At 68.6% G+C, this 21,728-nt stretch carries 17 protein-coding genes; 16 read left to right on the top strand and 1 reads right to left on the bottom strand.

Annotation, left to right across the window (positions count from 1 at the left end; translation table 11 throughout):
* Nucleotides 1-47: 47 nt before the first annotated feature.
* Complete coding sequence (gene purU, locus QUG03_RS20965; RefSeq protein ID WP_500820899.1) at nucleotides 48-914, bottom strand: formyltetrahydrofolate deformylase; 867 nt, start codon at nucleotides 912-914, stop codon at nucleotides 48-50.
* A 230-nt stretch (nucleotides 915-1,144) separates the two neighbouring features.
* Between purU and QUG03_RS20960 the strand changes: the two genes are divergently transcribed.
* The 16 genes from QUG03_RS20960 to QUG03_RS20885 all read left to right on the top strand — a co-directional run bounded on the left by QUG03_RS20960 (nucleotide 1,145) and on the right by QUG03_RS20885 (nucleotide 21,681).
* Nucleotides 1,145-2,398 carry a sarcosine oxidase subunit beta family protein gene (locus QUG03_RS20960; RefSeq protein ID WP_235089150.1) on the top strand — a complete coding sequence of 418 codons (1,254 nt, stop codon included), beginning with the start codon at nucleotides 1,145-1,147 and terminating at the stop codon, nucleotides 2,396-2,398.
* Nucleotides 2,399-2,409: 11 nt separating this feature from the next.
* Nucleotides 2,410-2,706 carry a sarcosine oxidase subunit delta gene (locus QUG03_RS20955; RefSeq protein WP_500820898.1) on the top strand — a complete coding sequence of 99 codons (297 nt, stop codon included), beginning with the start codon at nucleotides 2,410-2,412 and terminating at the stop codon, nucleotides 2,704-2,706.
* On the top strand, nucleotides 2,703-5,720 hold the full coding sequence (locus QUG03_RS20950) for a sarcosine oxidase subunit alpha family protein (RefSeq protein ID WP_500820897.1): 3,018 nt from the start codon (nucleotides 2,703-2,705) through the stop codon (nucleotides 5,718-5,720). The genes QUG03_RS20955 and QUG03_RS20950 overlap by 4 nt, the downstream gene beginning before the upstream one ends.
* Entirely contained in the window at nucleotides 5,713-6,405 is a 693-nt protein-coding gene (locus tag QUG03_RS20945; protein WP_488906384.1) for a sarcosine oxidase subunit gamma, read from the top strand. The genes QUG03_RS20950 and QUG03_RS20945 overlap by 8 nt, the downstream gene beginning before the upstream one ends.
* Before the next feature lie 74 nt (nucleotides 6,406-6,479).
* Nucleotides 6,480-7,448 (top strand): dipeptidase, encoded by a 969-nt coding sequence (locus QUG03_RS20940; RefSeq protein WP_500820896.1) that lies wholly within the window; start codon nucleotides 6,480-6,482, stop codon nucleotides 7,446-7,448.
* 250 nt (nucleotides 7,449-7,698) lie between these two features.
* The gene (locus tag QUG03_RS20935; RefSeq protein ID WP_500820895.1) at nucleotides 7,699-8,760 is read left to right on the top strand and encodes an HAD family hydrolase; all 1,062 of its coding nucleotides are present in this window, start codon (nucleotides 7,699-7,701) and stop codon (nucleotides 8,758-8,760) included.
* Between the two features lie 196 nt (nucleotides 8,761-8,956).
* Nucleotides 8,957-9,802, top strand: a complete 846-nt coding sequence (locus QUG03_RS20930; RefSeq protein ID WP_500820894.1) for a glycine betaine ABC transporter substrate-binding protein — start codon at nucleotides 8,957-8,959, stop codon at nucleotides 9,800-9,802.
* A 326-nt stretch (nucleotides 9,803-10,128) separates the two neighbouring features.
* Complete coding sequence (locus QUG03_RS20925; RefSeq protein WP_107799497.1) at nucleotides 10,129-10,662, top strand: DUF5943 domain-containing protein; 534 nt, start codon at nucleotides 10,129-10,131, stop codon at nucleotides 10,660-10,662.
* 282 nt (nucleotides 10,663-10,944) lie between these two features.
* Entirely contained in the window at nucleotides 10,945-13,005 is a 2,061-nt protein-coding gene (locus QUG03_RS20920; protein WP_500820893.1) for an oxidoreductase, read from the top strand.
* A gap of 1 nt (nucleotide 13,006) precedes the next feature.
* The gene (locus QUG03_RS20915) at nucleotides 13,007-14,962 is read left to right on the top strand and encodes a DUF3483 domain-containing protein (protein WP_500820892.1); all 1,956 of its coding nucleotides are present in this window, start codon (nucleotides 13,007-13,009) and stop codon (nucleotides 14,960-14,962) included.
* Nucleotides 14,959-16,056 carry an electron transfer flavoprotein subunit alpha/FixB family protein gene (locus tag QUG03_RS20910; protein WP_500820891.1) on the top strand — a complete coding sequence of 366 codons (1,098 nt, stop codon included), beginning with the start codon at nucleotides 14,959-14,961 and terminating at the stop codon, nucleotides 16,054-16,056. Before QUG03_RS20915 ends, QUG03_RS20910 begins: the two co-directional genes overlap by 4 nt.
* Entirely contained in the window at nucleotides 16,053-16,826 is a 774-nt protein-coding gene (locus QUG03_RS20905) for an electron transfer flavoprotein subunit beta (RefSeq protein ID WP_500820890.1), read from the top strand. Before QUG03_RS20910 ends, QUG03_RS20905 begins: the two co-directional genes overlap by 4 nt.
* A gap of 26 nt (nucleotides 16,827-16,852) precedes the next feature.
* A complete protein-coding gene (locus tag QUG03_RS20900; RefSeq protein WP_500820889.1) occupies nucleotides 16,853-18,139 on the top strand; it encodes an aromatic ring-hydroxylating oxygenase subunit alpha in 1,287 nt (428 codons plus the stop codon).
* Nucleotides 18,132-19,247, top strand: a complete 1,116-nt coding sequence (locus QUG03_RS20895) for an FAD-binding oxidoreductase (protein WP_500820888.1) — start codon at nucleotides 18,132-18,134, stop codon at nucleotides 19,245-19,247. The genes QUG03_RS20900 and QUG03_RS20895 overlap by 8 nt, the downstream gene beginning before the upstream one ends.
* A 443-nt stretch (nucleotides 19,248-19,690) precedes the next feature.
* A complete protein-coding gene (locus tag QUG03_RS20890) occupies nucleotides 19,691-20,737 on the top strand; it encodes a quaternary amine ABC transporter ATP-binding protein (protein WP_500820887.1) in 1,047 nt (348 codons plus the stop codon).
* An 80-nt stretch (nucleotides 20,738-20,817) separates the two neighbouring features.
* Complete coding sequence (locus tag QUG03_RS20885) at nucleotides 20,818-21,681, top strand: ABC transporter permease (RefSeq protein WP_500820886.1); 864 nt, start codon at nucleotides 20,818-20,820, stop codon at nucleotides 21,679-21,681.
* Nucleotides 21,682-21,728: the final 47 nt, after the last annotated feature.

Below are 21,728 nucleotides of genomic sequence, written 5' to 3'. Positions count from 1 at the left end.
CTTTTGTTGCGTTGCAATAGACAAAGTTCCTGCCAGGCGAACAACTGTCAGCGCAACACCACAGTGCGCCGCTCGGTGATGAAGACGCGCCGCTCCAAGTGGCTGCGCACCGCGCGCGCCAGCGCCTGGCACTCCATGTCGCGGCCGGCGGCCTGCAATTGCTCCGGGCTGTAGGCGTGGTCCACCCGTTCCACCACTTGTTCGATGATCGGGCCTTCGTCCAGATCGTCGGTGATGTAGTGGGCGGTGGCGCCTATCAGTTTGACGCCGCGCTCGTGCGCCTGCTGATACGGCCGGGCCCCCTTGAAGCCGGGCAGGAAGGAGTGATGGATATTGATGGCGCGGCCGGCCAGTTTTGCGGCGGAGGCGCTGGAGAGCACCTGCATATAGCGGGCCAGCACCAGCAGTTCCGCCCGGCTGTCCTCCATCAGCGTCAGCAGCGCGGCTTCCTGGCGCGGCTTGTTGTCCGGGGTGAGCGGCAGGTGGTGGAAGGGCAGGCCGTAGGCTTCGGCGATGGGGGCGAGGTCGCGGTGATTGGAGACGACGGCGGCCACCGTCATGTCCAGATCGCCCATCTTCTGGCGATAGAGCAAATCGTTCAGGCAGTGGTCCAGTTTGGACACCATGATCAGCACCCGCGCGCGTTGGCGCCGGTCGTGCAGCCGCCATTGCAGGTCTTGATAGTGGCCGCTCATCCGCGCCATGCCGTCGGCCAGCCGTTCCGGGGCGAAGTCCGGCCGCTCCGGGTGGAAGACGCAGCGCACGAAGAAGCGCCGGCTGCGGGCGTCGTCGAACACCGCCAGTTCATCGATATAGCAGCCTTGCTGCTCCAGCAAGGCGGAGAAGCCGGCCACCTGGCCGGAGGCGCTGCGGCAGGCGAAGCTGAGCACGTAGGAGGGGGCGTCTGAGGTCATTGGCGTGTCCTGTTTGTGGGGCGGCACGGGCCAATCTAGGCCTTGTCCCGCGCGCGCGCTGTCCGCCATGCGTCCGCTTTGCGTGGATTTTGGACATCGCCGTGTCGCGTGCGGGCAAGAGGCCGTCCTTTCCAGCCAAATGCGCCGGCGGCGTCGCCCTGAGAATGAGGCCTTCCTCAACCTCGACAGCAGCGGCGCGGGCCCATGGCGGCCCGGCGGCGGGAGCGCAGATGGCAAACCGATATTCGCTGTGGAGCCTGATCCGGCACGGGCTTGGGCATCACCAGGGCTGGCAGCCGGCCTGGCGCAGTCCGCAGCCGGAAAGCAGCTACGACGTCATCATCGTCGGAGGCGGCGGCCACGGCCTGGCCACCGCCTATTACCTGGCCCGCATGTACGGCGTCCGCAAGGTGGCGGTGCTGGAAAAAGGCTATTTGGGCGGCGGCAACACCGCGCGCAACACCACCATCATCCGCTCCAACTATCTGTGGGACGAGTCTTCGCAGCTGTACGAGCACGCGCTCAAGCTGTGGGAGGGCCTGTCCCAGGAGTTGAACTTCAATGTGATGTTCAGCCAGCGCGGAGTGATGAACCTGGGCCACAGCCTGCAGGACATGCGCGACATCGAGCGCCGGGTCAACGCCAACCTGCTCAACGGCGTGGACGCCGAGGTGCTGTCCCCGCGGGAGATCAAGGAGCGGGTGCCCTTGATCGCCATCGGCGGCGACGTCCGCTATCCGATCCTGGGCGCCAGCTATCAGCCGCGCGGCGGGGTGGCGCGCCATGACGCGGTGGCCTGGGGTTTCGCCCGCGCCGCCAGCGAATTGGGCGTGGACATCATCGAGGAATGCGAGGTGACCGGCTTGTTGATCGAGGGCGGCCGGGTGCGCGGGGTGCGAACCGGGCGCGGCGAGATCCGCGCCGACAAGGTGGGCTGCGTGGCCGCCGGCAACAGTTCCACGCTGGCGCGGATGGCCGGCTTGCGGCTGCCGCTGGAAAGCCACCCCTTGCAGGCCTTTGTGTCCGAATCGCTGAAACCCTGCCTGGACACGGTGGTGATGTCCGGCGCGGTGCACGGCTACATCAGCCAGTCGGACAAGGGCGAACTGGTGATAGGCGCGGGCATAGACAGCTATCTGGGTTACGGCCAGCGCGGCAGCCCGCATGTGATCGAGCACACGGCGGCGGCCATCGTCGAACTGTTTCCGTCCTTCTCGCGGCTGCGGATGAACCGGCAGTGGGGCGGCATCGTGGACGTGTCGCCGGACGCCTGCCCCATCATCGGCAAGACCCGGATCCAGGGCCTGTATTTCAACTGCGGCTGGGGCACCGGCGGCTTCAAGGCCACGCCGGGTTCCGGCCACGTGTTCGCCCACACCATCGCTCATGACCAGCCGCATCCGCTGAACGCGGCTTTTTCGCTGGAGCGCTTCGCTTCCGGCCGCTTGATAGACGAACACGGCGCCGCCGCCGTGGCGCATTGAGGGAGACGCCGATGCTGCTGATTTATTGCCCGCATTGCGGGGAGGCGCGGGAGGAGGAGGAGTTCGACTACGCCGGGGAGGCCTTCATCGTCCGTCCGGCGGCGCCGGAGCAGGTGGACGACGAGGCCTGGGGCGATTACCTGTTCTGCCGCAAGAACCCGCGCGGCTGGCATTGGGAGCAATGGCAGCACGCCGCCGGCTGCCGCAAGGTGTTCGCCGTCCGGCGTCACACCGTCAGCTACGAGATCGCCGGCAGCTGGACGCTGGCCGAGGGCAAGGCCCGTTATTTGCAGGAGGATCAGGCGTGAGCGGCTATCGCATCCATCGTCCCGGCGAGCGCATCGACCGCAATCGGCCGCTGGCCTTCACCCTGGACCGCGCGGCCTATCACGGCTTCGCCGGCGACACCCTGGCCTCGGCGCTGCTGGCCAACGGCGTGCGGCTATTGGGCCGCAGCTTCAAGTACGGCCGGCCGCGCGGCATCGTCGGGTTTGGCGCGGAAGAGCCCAACGCCTTGATCCAGCTGGAAAGCGGCGCCTTGAGCACGCCGGATCTCAAAGCCACCCAGGTGGAGCTGTATCAAGGCTTGCAGGCCTTCAGCGGCTTGGAGGACGCGTCCTGGGGCATGCGGCTCAAGGGCGCGCTGGGCCGGCTGGAGCGTTTCATGCCGCCGGGTTTTTATTACAAGACCTTCATGCAGCCGGCGGGGGCCTGGCCGTTTTACGAGCGCCGCATCCGCGAAGCCGCCGGTTACGGCCAAGCGCCGCGGCTGCCGGACCCGGAGCATTACGATCATCTGCACCACCATGTGGACCTGCTGGTGGTGGGCGGCGGCGCGGCCGGCTTGTGGGCGGCCACGCTGGCGGGGCGCGCCGGCCTGAAAACGCTGCTGCTGGACGAACAGGCGGAGATGGGCGGCTGGTTGCTGAGCGAGCGCCGGCTGCGCATCGACGGCCTGGAGGCGATGGACTGGACGCGTCAGCGCTTGCAGGAACTGGCGGCGCTGCCCAATGTCCAGCGCTTGCCGCGCGCCACCGTCTTCGCCTTGCATGAGGGCAATCTGGCTCTGGCGGTGGAATTGTTGCAGGACCACCTGCCGCCGTCGGAGCGCGATCCGGCCCGGCCGCGCCAGCGCCTGCACAAGATACGCGCGGGCCAACTGGTCTTGGCCAGCGGCGCCATCGAACGGCCGCTGGTGTTCGGCAACAACGATCTGCCCGGGGTGATGACCGCCGCCGCCGGCCACAGTTATCTGAACCGTTACGGCGTGGCGGTGGGGCGCCGGCTGCTGCTGCAGACCCAGAACGACGCCGCCTACGACGCGGCGCTGGAGCTGGCCTTGGCCGGGGCGGCGGTGACGCTGGCCGATGCTCGCCCAGCCGGCGCGGCGGCCTGGCGCAGCCGCGCCGCGCAGAATGCCGGCGTGGAACTGCTGGCCGGTTACGGCATCGCCCGGGTGAACGGCGGCGCCGGCGTCGGCGGCGCGGACTTGGTAAAGCTGGCCGCGGATGGCCGGAGCGTGGCCGGCAAGGGGCCGCGGCTGGAGCTGGACGGCGTGCTCTCCTCCGGCGGGCTCAGCGCCACCGTGCATCTGTTCTGCCACAACGGCGGCCGTCCGCTGTGGCGTCCGGACCGTCTGTCCTTCGTTTGCCCGGACGCGGGCCGGCCCGGCGTCGTCTGCGTGGGCGCGGTCACCGGGCGCTGGGAGCTGGGCGAGGCCCTGGCCCAATGCCATGCAGCCATGCTGGCCCAGCTTGGCTGGGGAAGCCAGCGCGGTCTGGGCGCCGCGCCGCGGGTGGAGGCGGAGGAGGTGGCCGCGCCGCGTGAAATCTTCCGCTTGCCTGACGGGCGGCGCGAAGGCGTCGGCGCCAAGGCCTTCGTCGATTTCCAGAACGACGTGGCCGCCGCCGACATCCATCTGGCGGTGCGCGAAAACTACCGCTCCATCGAGCACGTCAAGCGCTACACCGCGCTGGGCTTCGGCACCGATCAGGGCAAGCTGTCCAACGTCAACGGCTTCGCCATCGCCGCCGAGGCGCTGGGCAAGCCCATCGCCGAGGTGGGCACCACCACCTACCGGCCGGCCTACACCCCGGTCAGCTTCGGCGCGCTGGCCGGAGCCCATGTCGGAGAAACTTTCGACCCGCGCCGCTACACCGCCATGCACGACAGCCATACCGCGCGCGGCGCCGAATACGAGCTGGTGGGGCAGTGGCTGCGGCCCTGGTATTTCCCGCGGCCGGGCGAGGACCTGCACGCGGCGGTGCGCCGCGAATGCCGCGCCGCCCGCCAGGGGGTGGCGGTGATGGACGCTTCCACCCTGGGCAAGATCGATGTGCGCGGCCCGGACGCGCGCGAGTTTCTGGGCCGTGTCTACAGCAACGCCTGGAGCAAGCTGGAGCCGGGCAAATGCCGCTATGGGCTGATGCTGGACGAAAACGGCATGGTGATGGACGACGGCGTCACCGCCTGCCTGGCGGACGACCATTTCCACATGACCACCACCACCGGCGGCGCGGCCCGGGTTTACAGCTGGCTGGAGCGCTGGCACCAGACCGAATGGCCGGAACTCAAGGTGCGCTTCAGCTCCATCACCGATCACTGGGCCACCACGGCGCTGGTGGGCCCGCAAAGCCGGGAGGTGCTGCGCAAGCTGTGCACGGATATTGATCTCGACCCTCAGGCCTTCCGGTTCATGGAGGGCCGCGTCGGCACCGTGGCCGGCGTGCCGGCGCGGGTGTTCCGCATCAGTTTCTCCGGCGAACTGGCTTACGAGATCAATGTGGACGCCGGCTACGGCCGTTATTTGTGGGAGGAGGCGATGCGGGCCGGGGCCGAGTTCGGCATCACGCCCTACGGCACCGAGGCCATGCACGTCTTGCGCGCCGAGAAGGGCTTCATCATCGTCGGCCAGGACAGCGACGGCTCGATGAGCCCCAACGATCTGGCCATGGGCTGGGCGGTGGGCATGAAAAAGCCGTTCAGCTTCCTCGGCCGCCGCTCCTTGCTGCGCGCCGACACCGCCGGCGCGGGCCGCAAGCAGTTGGTGGGCCTGCTGACGGAGGACCCGCGGCTGGTGTTGCCGGAAGGCGCGCAAATCCTCAACGACGGCAAGGACGCCGCGCCGGCGGCGATGCAGGGCCATGTCACCTCCAGCTACCACAGCGAATGCCTGGGCCGCTCCATCGCCATGGCGGTGTTGAAGGACGGCGTCCGCCGCGAAGGCGACACCGTGCATGTGTGGTGGCAGGGCCATAGCGCGCCGGCGCGGGTGGCGTCCGCGGTCTTCGTCGACAAGGAAGGAGAGCGTCAGCATGTCTGAATCTACATTCAAGCCTGTGCTGGAATCGCCCTTGCGGCATCTGGATTTGCCGGAAGCGGCCGAAGCGCGCCGCGCCGACGGCCGCGTCTGGGGCAATGAAGCGCCCAATCTGGGCTACGCGCTGCTGCGCGGCGACGGCGCCGAGGCCGGGTTTTTCGAGCTGACGGCGCGGATCACCGGGCTGGAGCCGCCGCGCCGGCCCAAGACCTTGAGCCAGGGGGAGGGCGGCGCGCTGCTGTGGCTGTCGCCGGACGAATGGCTGCTGATCAGCCGCCGCCAGCGCCTGGCCGGCTGGCTGCCGGCGCTGGAGCGGGGCTTCGCCGAGCAGCGCCTGTTCGCCCAGGCGCTGGACGTCAGCGGCGGCTTCACCGCCGTCTACCTGTGCGGCGAGCCGCACCTGGCCGTGCTGCGCCATCTGGGCGGTTACGATTTCGAAGCGCTGCGTCCCGGCCAGGGCGTCGGCACCTTGCTGGGCAAGGCGGCGGTTCAAGTGCTGCGCCTGGACGGCGACGGCGTGTTCGTGGTGTGCCGCCGCAGCTTTGCCGACTACGTCTGGCTGCTGTTGCGGCGCGCGGCCCGGCCTTACGGCTTCGCGGTGTGCGAGCTGCCGGAGGACGCCGGCCATCCGCTGTGGGCGCAACTGGCGCGGCCGGCGTCGGCGGCGGTCCTGAGCGAGAGTTCTTAAAAAATTATTCAAAGTCCGTGGCGCTGCGGCGGGATAGTTGGACCGAGGCGTGGACAAGCTAGAAGGAGATGGCAATGGATTTGCACGCAGACGCGCTGGTGATAGACGGACTGATCATCGCCAAATGGGCGCGGCCGGTGTTCGAGGACATGCGCCGCGGCGGCTTGAGCGCCGCCAATTGCACCGTGTCGGTGTGGGAGGGCTTTCAGGACACCGTGAACAATATCGCCGAGATGAAAGGGCTGATCCGCGAGCACGGCGACCTTTTGACCCTGGTGCGCGGCGTCGAGGATATCCGCCGCGCCAAGGCGGAGGGGCGCACCGGCGTCATCCTGGGTTTTCAGAACGCCCATGCCTTCGAGGACAGGCTGGAGTCCATCGAAGCCTTCGCCGACATGGGCGTGCGCGTGGTGCAGCTGTGCTACAACACGCAAAACCTGATCGGCACCGGCTGTTACGAACGCGACGGCGGCCTGTCCGGCTTCGGCCGCGAAGTCATTGCGGAAATGAACCGCGTCGGCATCATGGTGGACCTGTCCCATGTGGGCGGTCTGACTTCGCGCGAAGCCGTTCTGGAATCGAAAAAGCCGGTCTGTTACTCCCATTGCCTGCCCTCGGGCCTCAAGCCGCATCCGCGCAACAAGAGCGACGAGGAGCTGCGCTTCATCGCCGATCACGGCGGCTTCATCGGCGTCACCATGTTTCCGCCCTTTCTGCGCCGCGGCATCGAAGCCACCGTGGACGACTACGTGGAAGCGATGGATTACGTGATCGCGCTGGTGGGCGAAGACTGCGTCGGCTACGGCACCGACTTCACCCAGGGCTACGATCAGGGCTTCTTCGACTGGATCACCCACGACAAAGGCCGGTATCGCCGGCTGACCGATTTCGGCACCATCCTCAACCCGGAAGGCATTCGCACCATAGGCGAAACGCCCAATCTGACCGCGGCGATGCTGCGGGCCGGCTGGCCTGAGCGCAAGATCCGCAAAGTGCTGGGCGAGAACTGGTTGCGGGTGTTCGGCGAGGTATGGGGGGCTTAGTCCCCCGGCCACGGCCCTGATCCCGCGTTGAGCCTCCTCGCGCGCAAGCGGCGCATGGGTATTTCTTAAGAGCCGTTCAAAGTCTCGCGAGCAAGGGCGAGACAAGGCGAAAACAAGCGAAAAAGCGGAATGTACACGTGGTACATGAGCATTTTGAGCTGGTTTTCAACGCCGTATCGCTGAAGCGCAGCAGACTTCGAACAGGTTCCAAGGTGGGCCCGCCGCATCCGAAGCATATTCAGGAGGACTTATGAAGCAAGTTAAAGTATTGGGGGCTTTGCTGTTGTCGGCCGCGCTTTGGACCCAGCCGGCGGCGGCGGAGACCGAGCTGAAGCACTGGCCGCCCAAGATCGCGGAACGGCTGAACGCCATGATCAAGGCCAATGCCCATAAGGGCGAATACGCGGTGTTCGACATGGACAACACCAGCTATCGCTACGATCTGGAAGAAGCGCTGCTGCCTTATATGGAGGCCAAGGGCTTGCTGAGCCGCGAGCGGCTGGACCCGTCCTTGAAGCTGATCCCCTTCCGCGACGAGCCGGACCGGCCGGAAAGCCTGTACAGCTACTATCTGCGGCTGTGCGAGATAGACGAACTGATCTGCTACCCCTGGGCGGCGCAGGTGTTTTCCGGACTGACGCTGCGCCAACTCAAGACCCAGGTGGACGCGCTGATGGCCAGCGGCGCCCCGGTGCCGGTCAGGTACTTCCATCAGGGCAAGCCGGTGGAGGGCAGCGTGCCGGCGCCGCGCGTGTTCACCGGCATGGTCGAGCTGTACACCAAGCTGCAGGAGAACGGCATCGCCGTCTACGTGATGACCGCGGCCAGCGAAGAACTGGTGCGCATGGTGGCCAGCGATCCGCGCTACGGCTACCGGGCGCCGCCGCAAAACGTGCTGGGCGTCAACCTGCTGCTGAAAGACCGAACGAACGGCGCGCTGACCACCTCGCGTTTGCAGATCAAGCGCGGCGGCTATGAGCCGGAACGCAATCTGGACCTGGAACTGACCCCCTATCTGATGAACCCGATGACCTGGTACGAGGGCAAGGCCGGGACCATCCTGGGCTGGATAGACCAATGGCGCAAGCCGGTGCTGGTGGCCGGCGACACGCCGCAGTCCGATGGCTACATGCTGCTGAACGGCACCGACACGGCCAAGGGCGGCTTGCGGCTCTGGGTAGACCGCAAAGCGGGTTATTGGGATCGGATCCGCAACTGGAGCCGGGAAGCGGCCAGGCAGCAGCGCAAGCTGGGCCAGCCGGCGACGGCGGACCGCAACTGGCTGGTGGTGAAGCCGGAGCAGATTCAATAAGCGCTGGAAGACGCGGAATGGGGCGCATGGGCATTCTCACGCCGCTGGCAAGCTTGTATCAGACCTTGAACCGCTTTAGCGCCGCTAACAAAACCTCGTAGAGACGCTGGACCAAGGCGCGCCGACGCAGGCAGTACCAGCAGGCGCAACGCAGGGTCGGGGGGTGGCTTAGCGGGTCTTAAGGGAGGAAACGAATATGTTGAGGCAATGGTGTTGCATCCTACTGCTGCTCTTGTGCGTGCCGGCCCACGCGGCCGAGGCCACGCCCGGCAAACCGCTCATCAAGATCGGCTACGTCGAAGGCTGGGCGGACAGCGTGGTCACCACCCAGGTGGTGGCCCAGATCATTCGCGGTCGGCTGGGCCACCCGGTGGAGCTGATGCCGGTGGCCGCCGGCATCATGTGGCAGGGCGTGGCGCGCGGCGATCTGGACGCCACGCTGTCGGCCTGGCTGCCGGTGACCCAGGGCGCGTATTACCGGCAGTTCAAGGACAAGGTGCTGGACCTGGGGCCCAATTACGTCGACGCCCGCATCGGCCTGGTGGTGCCGGACTATGTGGCCGCCCGCGCCATAGGGGATCTCAACGCCGAGCGCGCGGCGTATCAGGGACGCATCGTCGGCATAGACGCCGGCGCCGGGGTGATGCAAAAAACCGAGGCGGCGATCAAGGCCTACCGGCTGAATTTGACGCTGATGCCCAGCTCCGGGCCGGGCATGACGGCGGAACTGGCGCGCGCGATCAACGCCCGCAAGCCCATCGTGGTGACCGGCTGGGTGCCGCACTGGATGTTCGCCAAATGGAAGCTGCGTTTTCTCGACGACCCGCAAAAAGTGTTCGGCGAGGCCGAGCACGTCAACAATGTGGCCCATCCCGGCCTGAGCGCCAAGGCGCCGCGGGTGCTGGCCTTTCTGCAGCGCTTCCGCTGGCGGCCGGAAGAGATCGGCCCGCTGATGCTGGCGGTGGAAACCGGCGCCAAACCCGCGGCGGCGGCCTCCTGGATTCGGGCCCATCCGGAGCGGGTGGCGGAGTGGGCGCCCTGAACCACTGCGCGTTCAATGACATGCCTCCCCTTGGCGGACCGCGGTCCGCCTTTTTTGCGCCCGCGCCGCGCGGTGTCGGCAATGGGCAAAAACCGGTCGCGCCGACGGCTCCGGCCCGGAATGGCCTGCGGCAAGATGCCGGCAATGACGGGCTGCGCCCGACTTGCTCAGAGCCGGTTCACCGTCTGGCGAGCAAGGGCGAGACAAGGCGAAAACCGCTGAGGAAGCGGAAGGGTCATGCGGCATATGGGCATTCTGAAGCCGTACTCACCACGCCATGTCCGACGAAGCGCAGCAGACCTTGAACAGGCTCTCAGGAGAACGGCATGCAACCGCAACTTCCCATCGACGTGGACCCCGACAGCGGCGTCTGGCGCACCAACGGCCTGCCCATGTTGTACGTGCCGCGTCATTTCTTCATCAACAACCACCTGGCCATGGAGGCGGCGCTGGGCCGTTACCAGTACGCGGACGCGCTCTACCAGGCCGGCCATCGCTCCGCCCACTTCTGGTGCGCCAGCGAGGCGGCCACCCACGGTCTGGCCGGCCTGGCCGTGTTCGAGCACTACCTGAGCCGGCTGTCCCTGCGCGGCTGGGGCCGCTTCCGCTTTTTGGAGGCCGACGTGGCCAGCGGCAACGCCCATATCCGGCTGGACCACTCCTGTTTCGTGCTGGCCCAGGGCGAGGCCGGCGCGCCGCAAAGCGAGCATATGGCCTGCTATCTGTTCGCCGGCTGGTTCGCCGGCGCGATGGACTGGGTGGGGGAAAGCCTGGGGCGCGACTACCGCACCGTCTGCCGCGAAAGCCAGTGCGCGGGGCAGGGCGCGCCGTACTGCGCGTTCACGGTCCACCCCTTGTAGTCAGGGTCTGTTGACGTATGTTTTACCGCTGCGTTCGTCCCCAGCCGGATGCGGCGCGAGAAGGCCGCCTCGCCGCAGAGTTATTCACTGCTAGAGGCGGTCGACAAAGCGAGGCACCGGCTGGGGACGAACCCGGAGGGCTGACCGAGGAACGCCCCCTCTACGGCGTTGTCAGGCTTGGCCTTGGTTTGCCAAGGCCTGCGCCCTTCGCCTTGTAGAGCGCACTTTTCTCGGTCAGCGCGGCGGGGAAAACATACGTCAACAGACCCTTAGGAGCCGGCCATGTCTTACCCGCATTTGTTCGAACCCATCACCCTGAACCGGCTGACCTTGCGCAACCGCATCGTCAGCACCGCCCACGCCGAGGTCTACGCCGAAGCCGGCGGCCTGCCGGGCGAGCGCTACATCCGCTACTACGAAGAAAAAGCCAAGGGCGGCCTGGCGCTGGCGATTTGCGGCGGTTCCAGCCCGGTGTCCATCGACAGCCCGCAGGGCTGGTGGAAATCGGTGAACCTGGCCAGCGACGCGGTGATAGAACCGCTGGTGCGGCTGGCGGAAGCCATGCACCGCCACGGCGCCAAGATCATGATACAGGCCACCCACATGGGGCGGCGCTCCAGCTATCAAGGCGAACACTGGCCGCATCTGCTCAGCCCCTCCGGCGTGCGCGAGCCGGTGCACCGCGGCAACGCCAAGATCATGGAGACGGAGGACATCCATCGCGTGATCGCGGATTTCGCGCTGGCGGCGCGGCGGGTCAAGGCCGCCGGCCTGGACGGCATCGAAATCGCCGCCGCCCACCAGCACCTGATCGACCAGTTCTGGAGCCCGCGCACCAATCAGCGCGAGGACGAATGGGGCGGCAGCCTGGACAACCGGCTGCGCTTCGGCATGGAGGTGCTGCAGGCGGTGCGCGCCGAGGTGGGCGCGGACTTCTGCGTCGGCCTGAGAATGAGCGGCGACGAATTCCACGAAGACGGCCTCAGCCACGACATGCTCAAGGAGATTGCCGCCGCCATGTCCGAAACCGGGCTGATCGACTACCTGTCGGTGATAGGCTCCGGCGCGGACACTCACAACAGCCTGGCCAACTGCATGCCGCCGATGGCGCTGCCGCCCGAGCCTTTCGTGCATCTGGCCGCCGGCATCAAATCGGTGTCCAAGGTGCCGGTGATGCACGCGCAGAGCATACGCGACCCGGTGCAGGCGGAACGCATCCTGGCCGCCGGCATGGTGGACATGGTGGGCATGACCCGCGCCCACATGGCCGACCCGCATCTGGTGATCAAGATCCGGGACGGCAAGGAAGACCAGATCCGCCAGTGCGTGGGCGCCAATTACTGCATAGACCGCCAGTACTACGGCCAGGACGTGCTGTGCATCCAGAACGCCGCCACCAGCCGCGAGTCCACCATGCCTCATCTGATCTCCCGGGCGGCGCGGCCGCGCCGGGTGGCGGTGGTGGGCGCCGGGCCGGCCGGGCTGGAGGCGGCGCGGGTGGCGCGCGAGCGCGGCCACGAGGTGGTGCTGTTCGAGCGGCAGCCGCAGGTGGGCGGTCAGATCCTGCTGGCGGCGCGCGCGCCGCAGCGCGAACAGATGGCCGGCATCGTGCGCTGGCTGGACATGGAAACCCAGCGCCTGGGTGTGGACCGCCGGCTGGGCGCGGCGGCGGACCGCTCCATGATCATGGACGAGCGGCCGGATATCGTGGTGCTGGCCACCGGCGGCCGGCCGCACACCGGCCAGGTGCCGGCCTGGGGCGTGGCGGAGGGACTGGCCGTCAGCAGCTGGGACATCCTGTCCGGCCAGGTGGAGCCGGCCCGCAATGTGCTGGTCTACGACGCGCTGAGCACCCACGCCGGCTTCGGCGTCGCCGACTATCTGGCCAGCCGCGGCAGCACGGTGGAAATCGTCACGCCGGACGTGAAGGTGGGCGACGACACCGGCGGCACCACCTTTCCCATCTTCTACCGCCGCCTGTACGCCCAAGGCATCATCCCCACCCCCAATGTCTGGCTGGAGGCGGTTTACGCCGAAGGCGACAAGAAAATCGCCGTGCTGCGCAACGAATACACCGAAGCGCTGGAAGAGCGGGCGGTGGACCAGGTGGTGATAGACAACGGCGTGCTGCCGGACGATGCCCTGTACGGGCAGCTGAAGCCCTTGTCGCGCAACCGTGGCCAGACCGATGTGCGGGCGCTGTTCGCCGCCGAGCCGCAGCCCTGTCTGGACTGGCCGCTGGCGGCCGGGGAATTCCTGCTATTCCGCGTCGGCGACTGCGTTTCCATGCACAACATCCACGGCGCGCTCTACGACGCGCTGCGGCTGGCCAAGGATTTCTGACATGAGTTTTCCCTACCTCCTCAGCGGCCTGTTCTGGTTGGGCGCGCTGCTGCTGAGCGCCGGGCTGCTCCGGCGCGCGCGGCTGTGGCGACGGGGGCGCGCCGCGCCGGCGTCCTGGCGCGGCCTGCTGGCCGCGCCCAAGCGTTACTTCGTGGACCTGCACCGCGTGGTGGCCCGCGATCCGGCCGCGGCGCGCGCCCATGTGGCGGCGGCCGGCGGCGGGACGGCGGCGCTGCTGCTGATCGCGCTCAATTACGGCCTGCTGTTGCATCAGCGCTGGCTGGACCTGCTGCTGGCGGCGTCGGCCGTTCTGATGCTGATCGGCGCGGCCTTGATGCGCGCGCGCCGCCGCGCGCCGCCGGCCCGGCTGTCGTTGGGAGAATGGCAGCGGCTGCCGGCGCGGCTGGCCTGTTTCGCGCTGGGCGCGCTGCTGGCGGCGGCGCTGGCCGGCGGCGAGGTCTGGCTGAGCGCCGCCGGGCAAGGGCTGGCCGCCGTCGCGTTGTCGCTGCTGGCCTTGGGCGGAGCGGAGCTGGCCCTGGGCATAGGCCTGGGCCGGCCGATGAAGCACGCGGTGGCCGGTTTGCTGCACCTGGCCTTCCATCCGCGCGCCGAGCGCTTCGCCGGCAAGTCCGCCGATCTGAAGCCCTTGAACCTGGCCGCCGGCGAGCTGGGCGCGGCGCGGGCGGCCGATTTCGCCTGGAACCGGCTGCTGTCCTTCGACGCCTGCGTGCAATGCGGCAAATGCGAAGCCGCCTGTCCGGCCTTCGCCGCCGGCCAGCCGCTCAATCCCAAGCGTCTGATCCAGGACCTGGTGGCGTCCATGGGCGGCGGCGGTCCGGCCTACGCCGGCAGCCCGCATCCGGGCCGGCCGGCGGCCGCGGCCGCGAGCGCGGACCGGGACATCGTCGGCGGCGCGTTGGCGGCGGACACCTTGTGGTCCTGCACCACCTGCCGCGCCTGCGTGGAAAACTGCCCGATGCTGATCGAGCACGTCGACGCGGTGATCGATCTGCGCCGGCACCTGACCCTGACGCGGGGCGAACTGCCGGGCAAGGGCGCGGCGGCGCTGGCCAATCTGCGCCATACCGACACCGTCGGCGGCCATCCGCTGCGCGCCCGCTACCACTGGGCGGCGGACCTGGACCTGCCGCTGCTGCGGGAGGACGAGTCCGTCGATTGGCTGTTGCTGGCGGGCGAGGGCGCTTTCGACATGCGTTATCAGCGCGCCTTGCGCGCCTTGCTGACCGTGCTCAAGGCCGCCGGCCTGCGCGTGGCGGCGCTGGGCGAAGCCGAGCGCGACTGCGGCGACCTGGCGCGCCGCCTGGGCGACGAGGCGGGGTTTCAGCGGCTGGCGCTGGCCAATATCGCCACGCTGGGCCGCTATTGCTTCACCCGCATCGTCACGCCGGACCCGCATGTTTTTCATTGCCTGGCCAATGAGTACCCGGCGCTGGGCGGACATTACGAAGTCTGGCATCACAGCCGGCTGCTGGACCAACTGCTGGAGACGCGGGCGATCCGCGTGCGCTCCCGCGACTCGGCGGAGCCGCTGAGCTATCACGACCCCTGTTATCTGGGCCGCTACAACGAGGGCTACGGCGCGCCGCGCCGCGTGCTGGCCGGCATCGGCATCCAGGTGGTGGAGATGAGCCGCTCCGGCCGCGACGCTCGCTGCTGCGGCTGGGGCGGCGGGGCGGCCTTTACCGACGTGCCCGGGCCGCGCCGGATTCCGGACATGCGCATGGACGACGTCCGCGCCGCCGGTGCCGGCCGCGTCGCGGTGGCTTGCCCCAACTGCACCGCGATGCTGGAAGGCGTCAGCGGCGCGCGGGCGGAGGTGGTGGAGTTGGCGGAACTGGTGGCGGAGCGTCTGGAGACCGGCCCGGAGGCCGGGCAAGAGCGGGGCGATGCGCGGCGCGCGGCGGCGCAAGGCCGGCTGGCGAAGGAGGAGGCATGACGATGAAGCAGACCGCGCCGCGGGTGGACCCGCGCCGGCCCTGGGTGCGTTCGCCGGGCGGGCTCAAGCGCATCGTGCTGGGCGAGGACGGCGGCCTGCGCGACGCGCCGCCGGCGAGCGCGGCCAGGCTCAAGCCGCTGCGCAGCGCCGGACCGTTCGATGGACGGCTGTTGGTGGTGGCGCACGCCGAGCGCGGTCAGCTGGACGAGGCGGCGCGCGAGGTCATCGCCGCCGCCGCCCTGCTGGCCGGTCCGCGCGAGGAGGTGCTGGCGGTCTTGTTCGGCATGGAAGGCTGCGCCGACGCCGAACTGGCGGAACTGGCCTTGGACCGCGTCTTGACGCCGGCCGATCCGGGCTTTGCGCCGGAAGCCAAGCTGGCCTTGTTGCGGCGGCTGTGGCGGCGGGAGCAACCGAGCCATGTGCTGTTCGCCGACCGCGGCGAGGACGCCGATCTGGGCCGGCGCTTCGCCTGCCGCGAGCGCCTGTCGGTGCTGACCGACGTGGTGGAAATCGCCGCCGACGGCGTGCGCCGCCGCCGGCCGGGAGCGGGCTTCAGCGTGCACCCGCGCGCCCAGGCGCTCTTGCTCGCGCGCGGCGTGGCCGACGTCCGCCTGCCCTTCGTCGGGCGCGGGCTGCGGCAGGCTTGCGCGCCAGAGGCGGCGGAGGAGCGGGTGCGGGACCTGGGCGGCGTCGCCAGCCCGGCCTCGCAACTGGCGCTGGAAGAAGCGGACCTGATCCTGGCCGCCGGCAACGGGGTCAGCGACGTGCCGGCCTTCCTGCGGCTGGCGGAATCCATGGGCGCGGCGGTGGGCGCCTCGCGGGTGGCGGTGGACGATGGGCGTTTCCGCCGCGACCAGCAAGTGGGCGCCACCGGCCGCAGCGTGCAGGCCAGCGCCTATCTGGCGCTGGGCATTTCCGGCGCGGTGCAGCACCTGCAAGGCATCAAGGCCTGCCGCCATGTGATCGCGGTCAATCTGGACGCGGCCGCGCCCATGGTCAAGCGCGCGGACCTGAGCGTGATCGACGACTGCCAGTCCTTCATTCAGGCCTTGCAGGCCTTGCTGGAGCTTGAGAACAAGGAGATCGGACCATGAGCGAGACAGCGCTTTCCGCCGGAACGGCGGCGAAAACGGCGGTGCTGGTGGCCCCGGCGCCGCATCCGGTCAGCGGGCGGCCCTGCGCCGGCCCGGGCGATCTGGCGGCGCTGGCGCTGGCGCGCCGGCTGGGCCGAGCCTTCGTCGTCTTGCACGCCGGGGACGCGGACAAGGAGGCGCTGGCCGACTACCTGGCTCAGGGCGCGGCGGCCATCGCCGTGTTGCAGCCGCCGGCGGACAGCGACCCGACGCCGGCGCTGATCGCCGCGCTGGGCGATTTCGAACTGATTCTGTGCGGAGAACGCTCCGGCGGCGGCGAGGCGTCGGCGCTGCTGCCCTATCTATTGGCCGAAGGCCTGGACCGTCCGCTCTTGCCCGGCGTGCTGTCCTTGACGGAGGAGGGCGGAGAATGGCGGGCGCTGCAAGGCCTGGCCAGGGGGCGGCGGCGACGGCTGGCGGCCCAGGCGCCGCTGCTGGCCAGCGTCAAGCCGGACGGCGCGGAGCCACGCTGGTCCTGGGCCGGCTTGCAACGCGGCGTGGTGACGCGCCGCGCGGCGGCGGGGGAGCCCGTGCCCGCGCCCAGGCTGGAGCCGGCGCGGCGCGCGCGGGCGCTGGCGGCGCAGCGCGGCAGCGGCCTGGAGCGCCTGCTGGGGGCGATTGCCGGCGACGATGCGACTGCCGGGGGGCGCGTCGTAAAACAGGGGGATTCCGTCGAGAAAGCGCAAGCGGTGCTGGATTACCTGCGTCAACATCGGCTCGTCGATTTTTGAGCCGCCCGCCATCAAAGGAGCGAGACATGTCCCACAGCGTCATTCCCTTCCCGGCAGCGACGACGGCCCCGCTGCGCGAACTGCTGGCCCGCCGCCGTCCCGGCCACAGTCTGGAAGCGCCGTTCTACCGCTCGCCGCTGGTGTTCGAGGCCGATCTCGAATACATCTTCCGCCGCCACTGGATCTATGTCGGCGTCAGCGCGGAAATACCCGAACCGGGCGACTACCTGACCGTGGAGCTGGGGCGCGATCCCATCCTGATCCTGCGCGACGACGACATGGTCATACGCTCTTTTCACAATGTCTGCCGCCACCGCGGCTCGCGGCTGTGCGCCGAGCGTCAGGGCTCGGTGGGCAATCTGGTCTGCCCCTACCATCAATGGACTTACGACCTGTCCGGCCGGCTGATCTTCGCCGACCACATGGCGGACGGCTTCGACCCCTCGCATCACAGCCTCAAGCCGGTGGCGCTGAAAAACCTGGAAGGGCTGCTGTTCATCTGCCTGGCCGAGCGGCCGCCGGAGGACATCGACGAGATGATGGCGCGGATGGCGCCCTATATCGCGCCGCACCGCATCGATGATTGCAAGGTGGCGGCCCAGGTGGACATCGTCGAGGCGGGCAACTGGAAGCTGACCATGGAGAACAACCGCGAGTGCTATCACTGCACCGCCAACCATCCGGAGCTGACCGTTTCGCTGTACGCCTACAGCTACGGCTTCGCGCCCCGGGCCGAGCAGGCCTCCGGGCTGGCCGATTACCAGCGCGTCGTCGCCGAGCACCACGCGCGCTGGGAGGCCGGCGGTTTGCCCTCGGCGGAGATCGAGCGCCTGTCCGAAGTGTCCGGCTTCCGCGCGATGCGCATGCCGCTGGACCGCAAGGGCCAGTCCCAGACCGTGGACACCGGCGCGGCCTGTCGCAAGCTGCTGGGCGATCTGCGCGACCCGGCGTCCGGCGGCCTGTCGTTCTGGACCCAGCCCAACTCCTGGCACCATTTCATGGCCGACCACATCGTCACCTTCACCGCCTTGCCGCTGTCGGCGGAAAGCACGCTGGTGCGCACCACCTGGCTGGTGCGCAAGGACGCGGAGGAGGGCGTGGACTACGAGGTGGACAACCTCACCCGGGTATGGAAAGCCACCAATCAGCAGGACCGCCGGCTGGTGGAGGAGTCGCAGCGCGGCATCAACGGCTCCGCCTATCGGCCCGGTCCTTATTCGCCCTACACCGAGGCCTTGGTGGAGAAATTCACCCACTGGTACGCGCAGCGGCTGGGCGACGGCCTGGAGCGGGAACGGCGCGACCATGAATAGCGCACCGCCGGCCAGCCCATTGGATGATCTCCCGTCAGCCGCCGACCTGCCGCTGTGGCGGGCCGGCGAGGACAGCCTGCTCGTCTGCGTTCAGGCGCGGGAGGAAACCCACGATGTCAAAACCTTCGTGTTCCGCGCCGAGCCGCCGCGCCGCTTCCCTTATCTGCCCGGCCAGTTCATCACGCTGGAACTGGACATCGACGGCGCCGCGGTCAACCGCTGCTACACGCTGTCGTCCACGCCCACCCGGCCGGACCGGGTGTCCATCACCGTCAAGCGCATTCCCGGCGGCGTCGTTTCCTCTTGGCTGCACGAGCATCTGCGCCCGGAAATGGCGCTGCGGGTCTTGGGGCCGGCCGGCGAGTTCAGCTATGCGCGCCACGCCGCTTCGCCCTATCTCTTTCTGTCCGCCGGCAGCGGCATCACCCCGCTGATGTCGATGACCCGGGCGCTGACCGATCTGGCCTCCGGCGCCGACATCCTGTTCGTGCACAGCGCGCGCTCGCCGCGCGACATCGTGTTTCGCAAGGAATTGAGCCTGCTGGCCAGCATCCACCCCACTTTCAGCCAGGCGGTGATTTGCGAACACCGGGCGGGAGAGCCGGATTGGGCCGGCCTGATCGGCCGGCTGGACCGGACGCTGATCGAGCGCATGGCGCCGGATCTGCACGCGCGCCAGGTGTTTTGCTGCGGCCCCGCGCCCTATATGGCCGCGGTGCGCGAGCTGCTGCGCCAGTGCGGTTTCGACATGAGCCGCTATCACGAGGAAAGCTTCAATTTCGCCGAACTCAGCGCGGCGCCGCCGGACGAGGCGGTGCGGGCGCCGCAGCCCGGCGTCGAGGGCCGCGGCTTCAATGTGCGCTTCGCCAAAACGGGGGACGATTTATCGGTGGCGCCGGGGCAGACGGTGCTGGCGGCGGCGCTGGCCAAGGGCATGCGCCTGCCGGCCTCCTGCACCCGCGGCGTGTGCGGCAGTTGCAAGAGCCGTCTGCTGGAAGGTCGGGTGGACATGCGGCACCAGGGCGGCATCCGGCCGCGCGAAGTGGAGCAGGGTTATTTCCTGCCTTGCTGCAGCCTGCCCTTGAGCGATCTGGTGGTGGATCGCTGAGCGCCTGTCCAAAGTCTCGCGAGCCAGGGCGAAACAAGGCGGAAACGAGCGAAAAAGCGGCATGTACAAGCGGCATTGCGCGTTTTGAGCGGGTACTCACCGTACAACGCTTCACGAAGCGCAGCCGTCTTTGACAGCTTCCGCGCGCGCGTCCGTCGCCTCCCCGTCCTTCACGCCTGTCCGGCCGCGGCCGGCGTTTTTGTTTTTGCCGCCGGCGGCGGATTGCGGTTTTTTTACGACACAGGCCGGCCGGGCCGGAGACGAAAGCCGGCGCTGGATTTGGCGGCCAGGCCTATGCCGGCCGGTTTTGCGCGCGGATGTCGGATTTGGACGGCTTGTTGTCGGAATACCCTTACTTGGCCCAGCCCTTCCTTCCTATCTTGAACCTTGATTTACATTAAACATTCTTCGAATTGTCAGCGGCCGCGCCGAAGGGAGCCGGGATGCAAACGATCAAGGTCGAGGTCAGAAACCTCCACAAGGTGTTCGGCGGCAAGCCGGCGGAAGTGATGCCCTTGCTGCGGGCCGGCGAGAGCAAGGACGAAGTGTTTCGGCGCACCGGGGCGGTGGTGGGCGTCAACGACGTGTCGTTCTCGGTGCGCGCCGGCGAAATCTTCGTGCTGATGGGCCTGTCCGGCTCCGGCAAATCCACGCTGATCCGCCTGATCAACCGCTTGCTGGAGCCCAGCGCCGGCCAGATCCTGCTGGACGGCCAGGACCTGACCCGGCTGTCGCCCAGGCAATTGGTGGCCTTGCGCCGCCGCGACATGAGCATGGTGTTCCAGAGTTTCGCGCTGATGCCGCACCGCACGGTGCTGGACAACGCCGCCTTCGGCCTGGAAGTGGCCGGCCTCGGGCGCAAGGCCCGCGAGGCGCGGGCGCGGGAAGTGCTGGAGCAAGTGGGGCTGGCCGCCTTCGCCGGCAAGTACCCGCATCAGCTCTCCGGCGGCATGCAGCAGCGGGTGGGCCTGGTGCGCGCGCTGGCGGTCAATCCCTCGCTGATGCTGATGGACGAGGCCTTCTCGGCGCTGGACCCGCTCAAGCGCGCCGAGCTGCAGGACTTGCTGCTGCAATTGCAGCGCGAGCAGCGCCGCACCATCGTCTTCGTCTCCCATGATCTGGAAGAGGCGCTGCGCATCGGCAGCCGCATCGCCATCATGGAGGGCGGCCGGCTGGTGCAGGTGGGCAGCCCGCGCGAAATCATCGAATGCCCGGCCGACGACTATGTGCGCAACTTCTTCAAGAGCGTGGACACCTCGCGCTATCTGCAGGCCAAGGATCTGATCGAAGCCGCGCCGCCGCCGCGCGCGACGGCCGCTCCGCACGTGGAGCCGTCCTGTAGCCTGTCCGATGTGCTGTTGCGGCTCCAGGGGCAGGCCGAACCGCTGCAGGTGCGCGACGACGACGGCCGCTGCCTGGGCGTGATCACCCCCAGCAGCGTGCTCAACAAGCTGTCCCAGCACCGCCCTAGCGCGGCCGCCCACCACTGAACCCCAACGGGCGTCGCCGGCGCGGGGGCGTGTGGCTCTCGCCGTCCTGAGCGCGTCCGGCGAGACGAGGAGCACGCCGCATGGCCGACACCAGTCCCCAGTCCCCGCTGCCGATAGGCAGCTGGGTCAACCAGATCATCCATTTTCTGCTGGAAAACAACGCCGGCGCCTTCGACGCCGTCGGCGGCGGCATCGACTGGTTCGCCACCCAGGTGGAGGCCTTGTTGCAGGGCGTGCCGCCATGGGCGCTGGCCGGCGTGTTCGCCGGCGTCGGCCTGTGGCGGCTGGGCTGGAAGTTCGCCGTCTTCGTCTGCGCGGCGCTGGGCTTGATCTGGGCCACCGGCTTCTGGAGCCAGACCGTCGCCACGCTGGCGCTGACCCTGTCCGCCACCTGCGTCAGCCTGATGCTGGGGGTGCCGCTGGGCATCTGCTGCGCGCGCTGGCGCTGGGTCAACGCCCTGGTCCGGCCGGCGCTGGACTTCATGCAGACCATGCCGGCTTTCGTTTATCTGATTCCCGCGGCAATGTTCTTCGGACTGGGGCGGGTGCCGGGCATCCTGGCCACGGTGGTGTTCGCGGTGCCGCCGGCGGTGCGCTTGACCAATCTGGGCATCCGCCAGGTGAACCGGGAGCTGGTGGAGGCGGGCAACGCCTTTGGCTGCACCTCTTGGCAATTGCTGTTCAAGGTGCAGCTGCCCATCGCGCTGCCGTCCATCATGGCCGGGGTCAATCAGACCATCATGATGGCGCTGTCCATGGTGATCATCGCCTCCATGGTGGGGGCCGGCGGCCTGGGCAACGATGTCCTGGCCAGCATACAGCGGCTGGACGTCGGCCTCGGTTTCGAGAGCGGGCTGGCGGTGGTGCTGCTGGCCATCATCCTGGACCGGATCACCGAAAGCTTCGGTCGCGCGCCGAAAGCGGGCGCCGCGGCCGACGGCTGAGGATGAAACAGGAGGAAACCAGGGACGAAACAATACCTGCGCAACGG

Source organism: Chromobacterium sp. CCUG 30098 (genome assembly GCF_059916605.1).
This window is presented reverse-complemented; position numbering and strand designations above follow the sequence as displayed.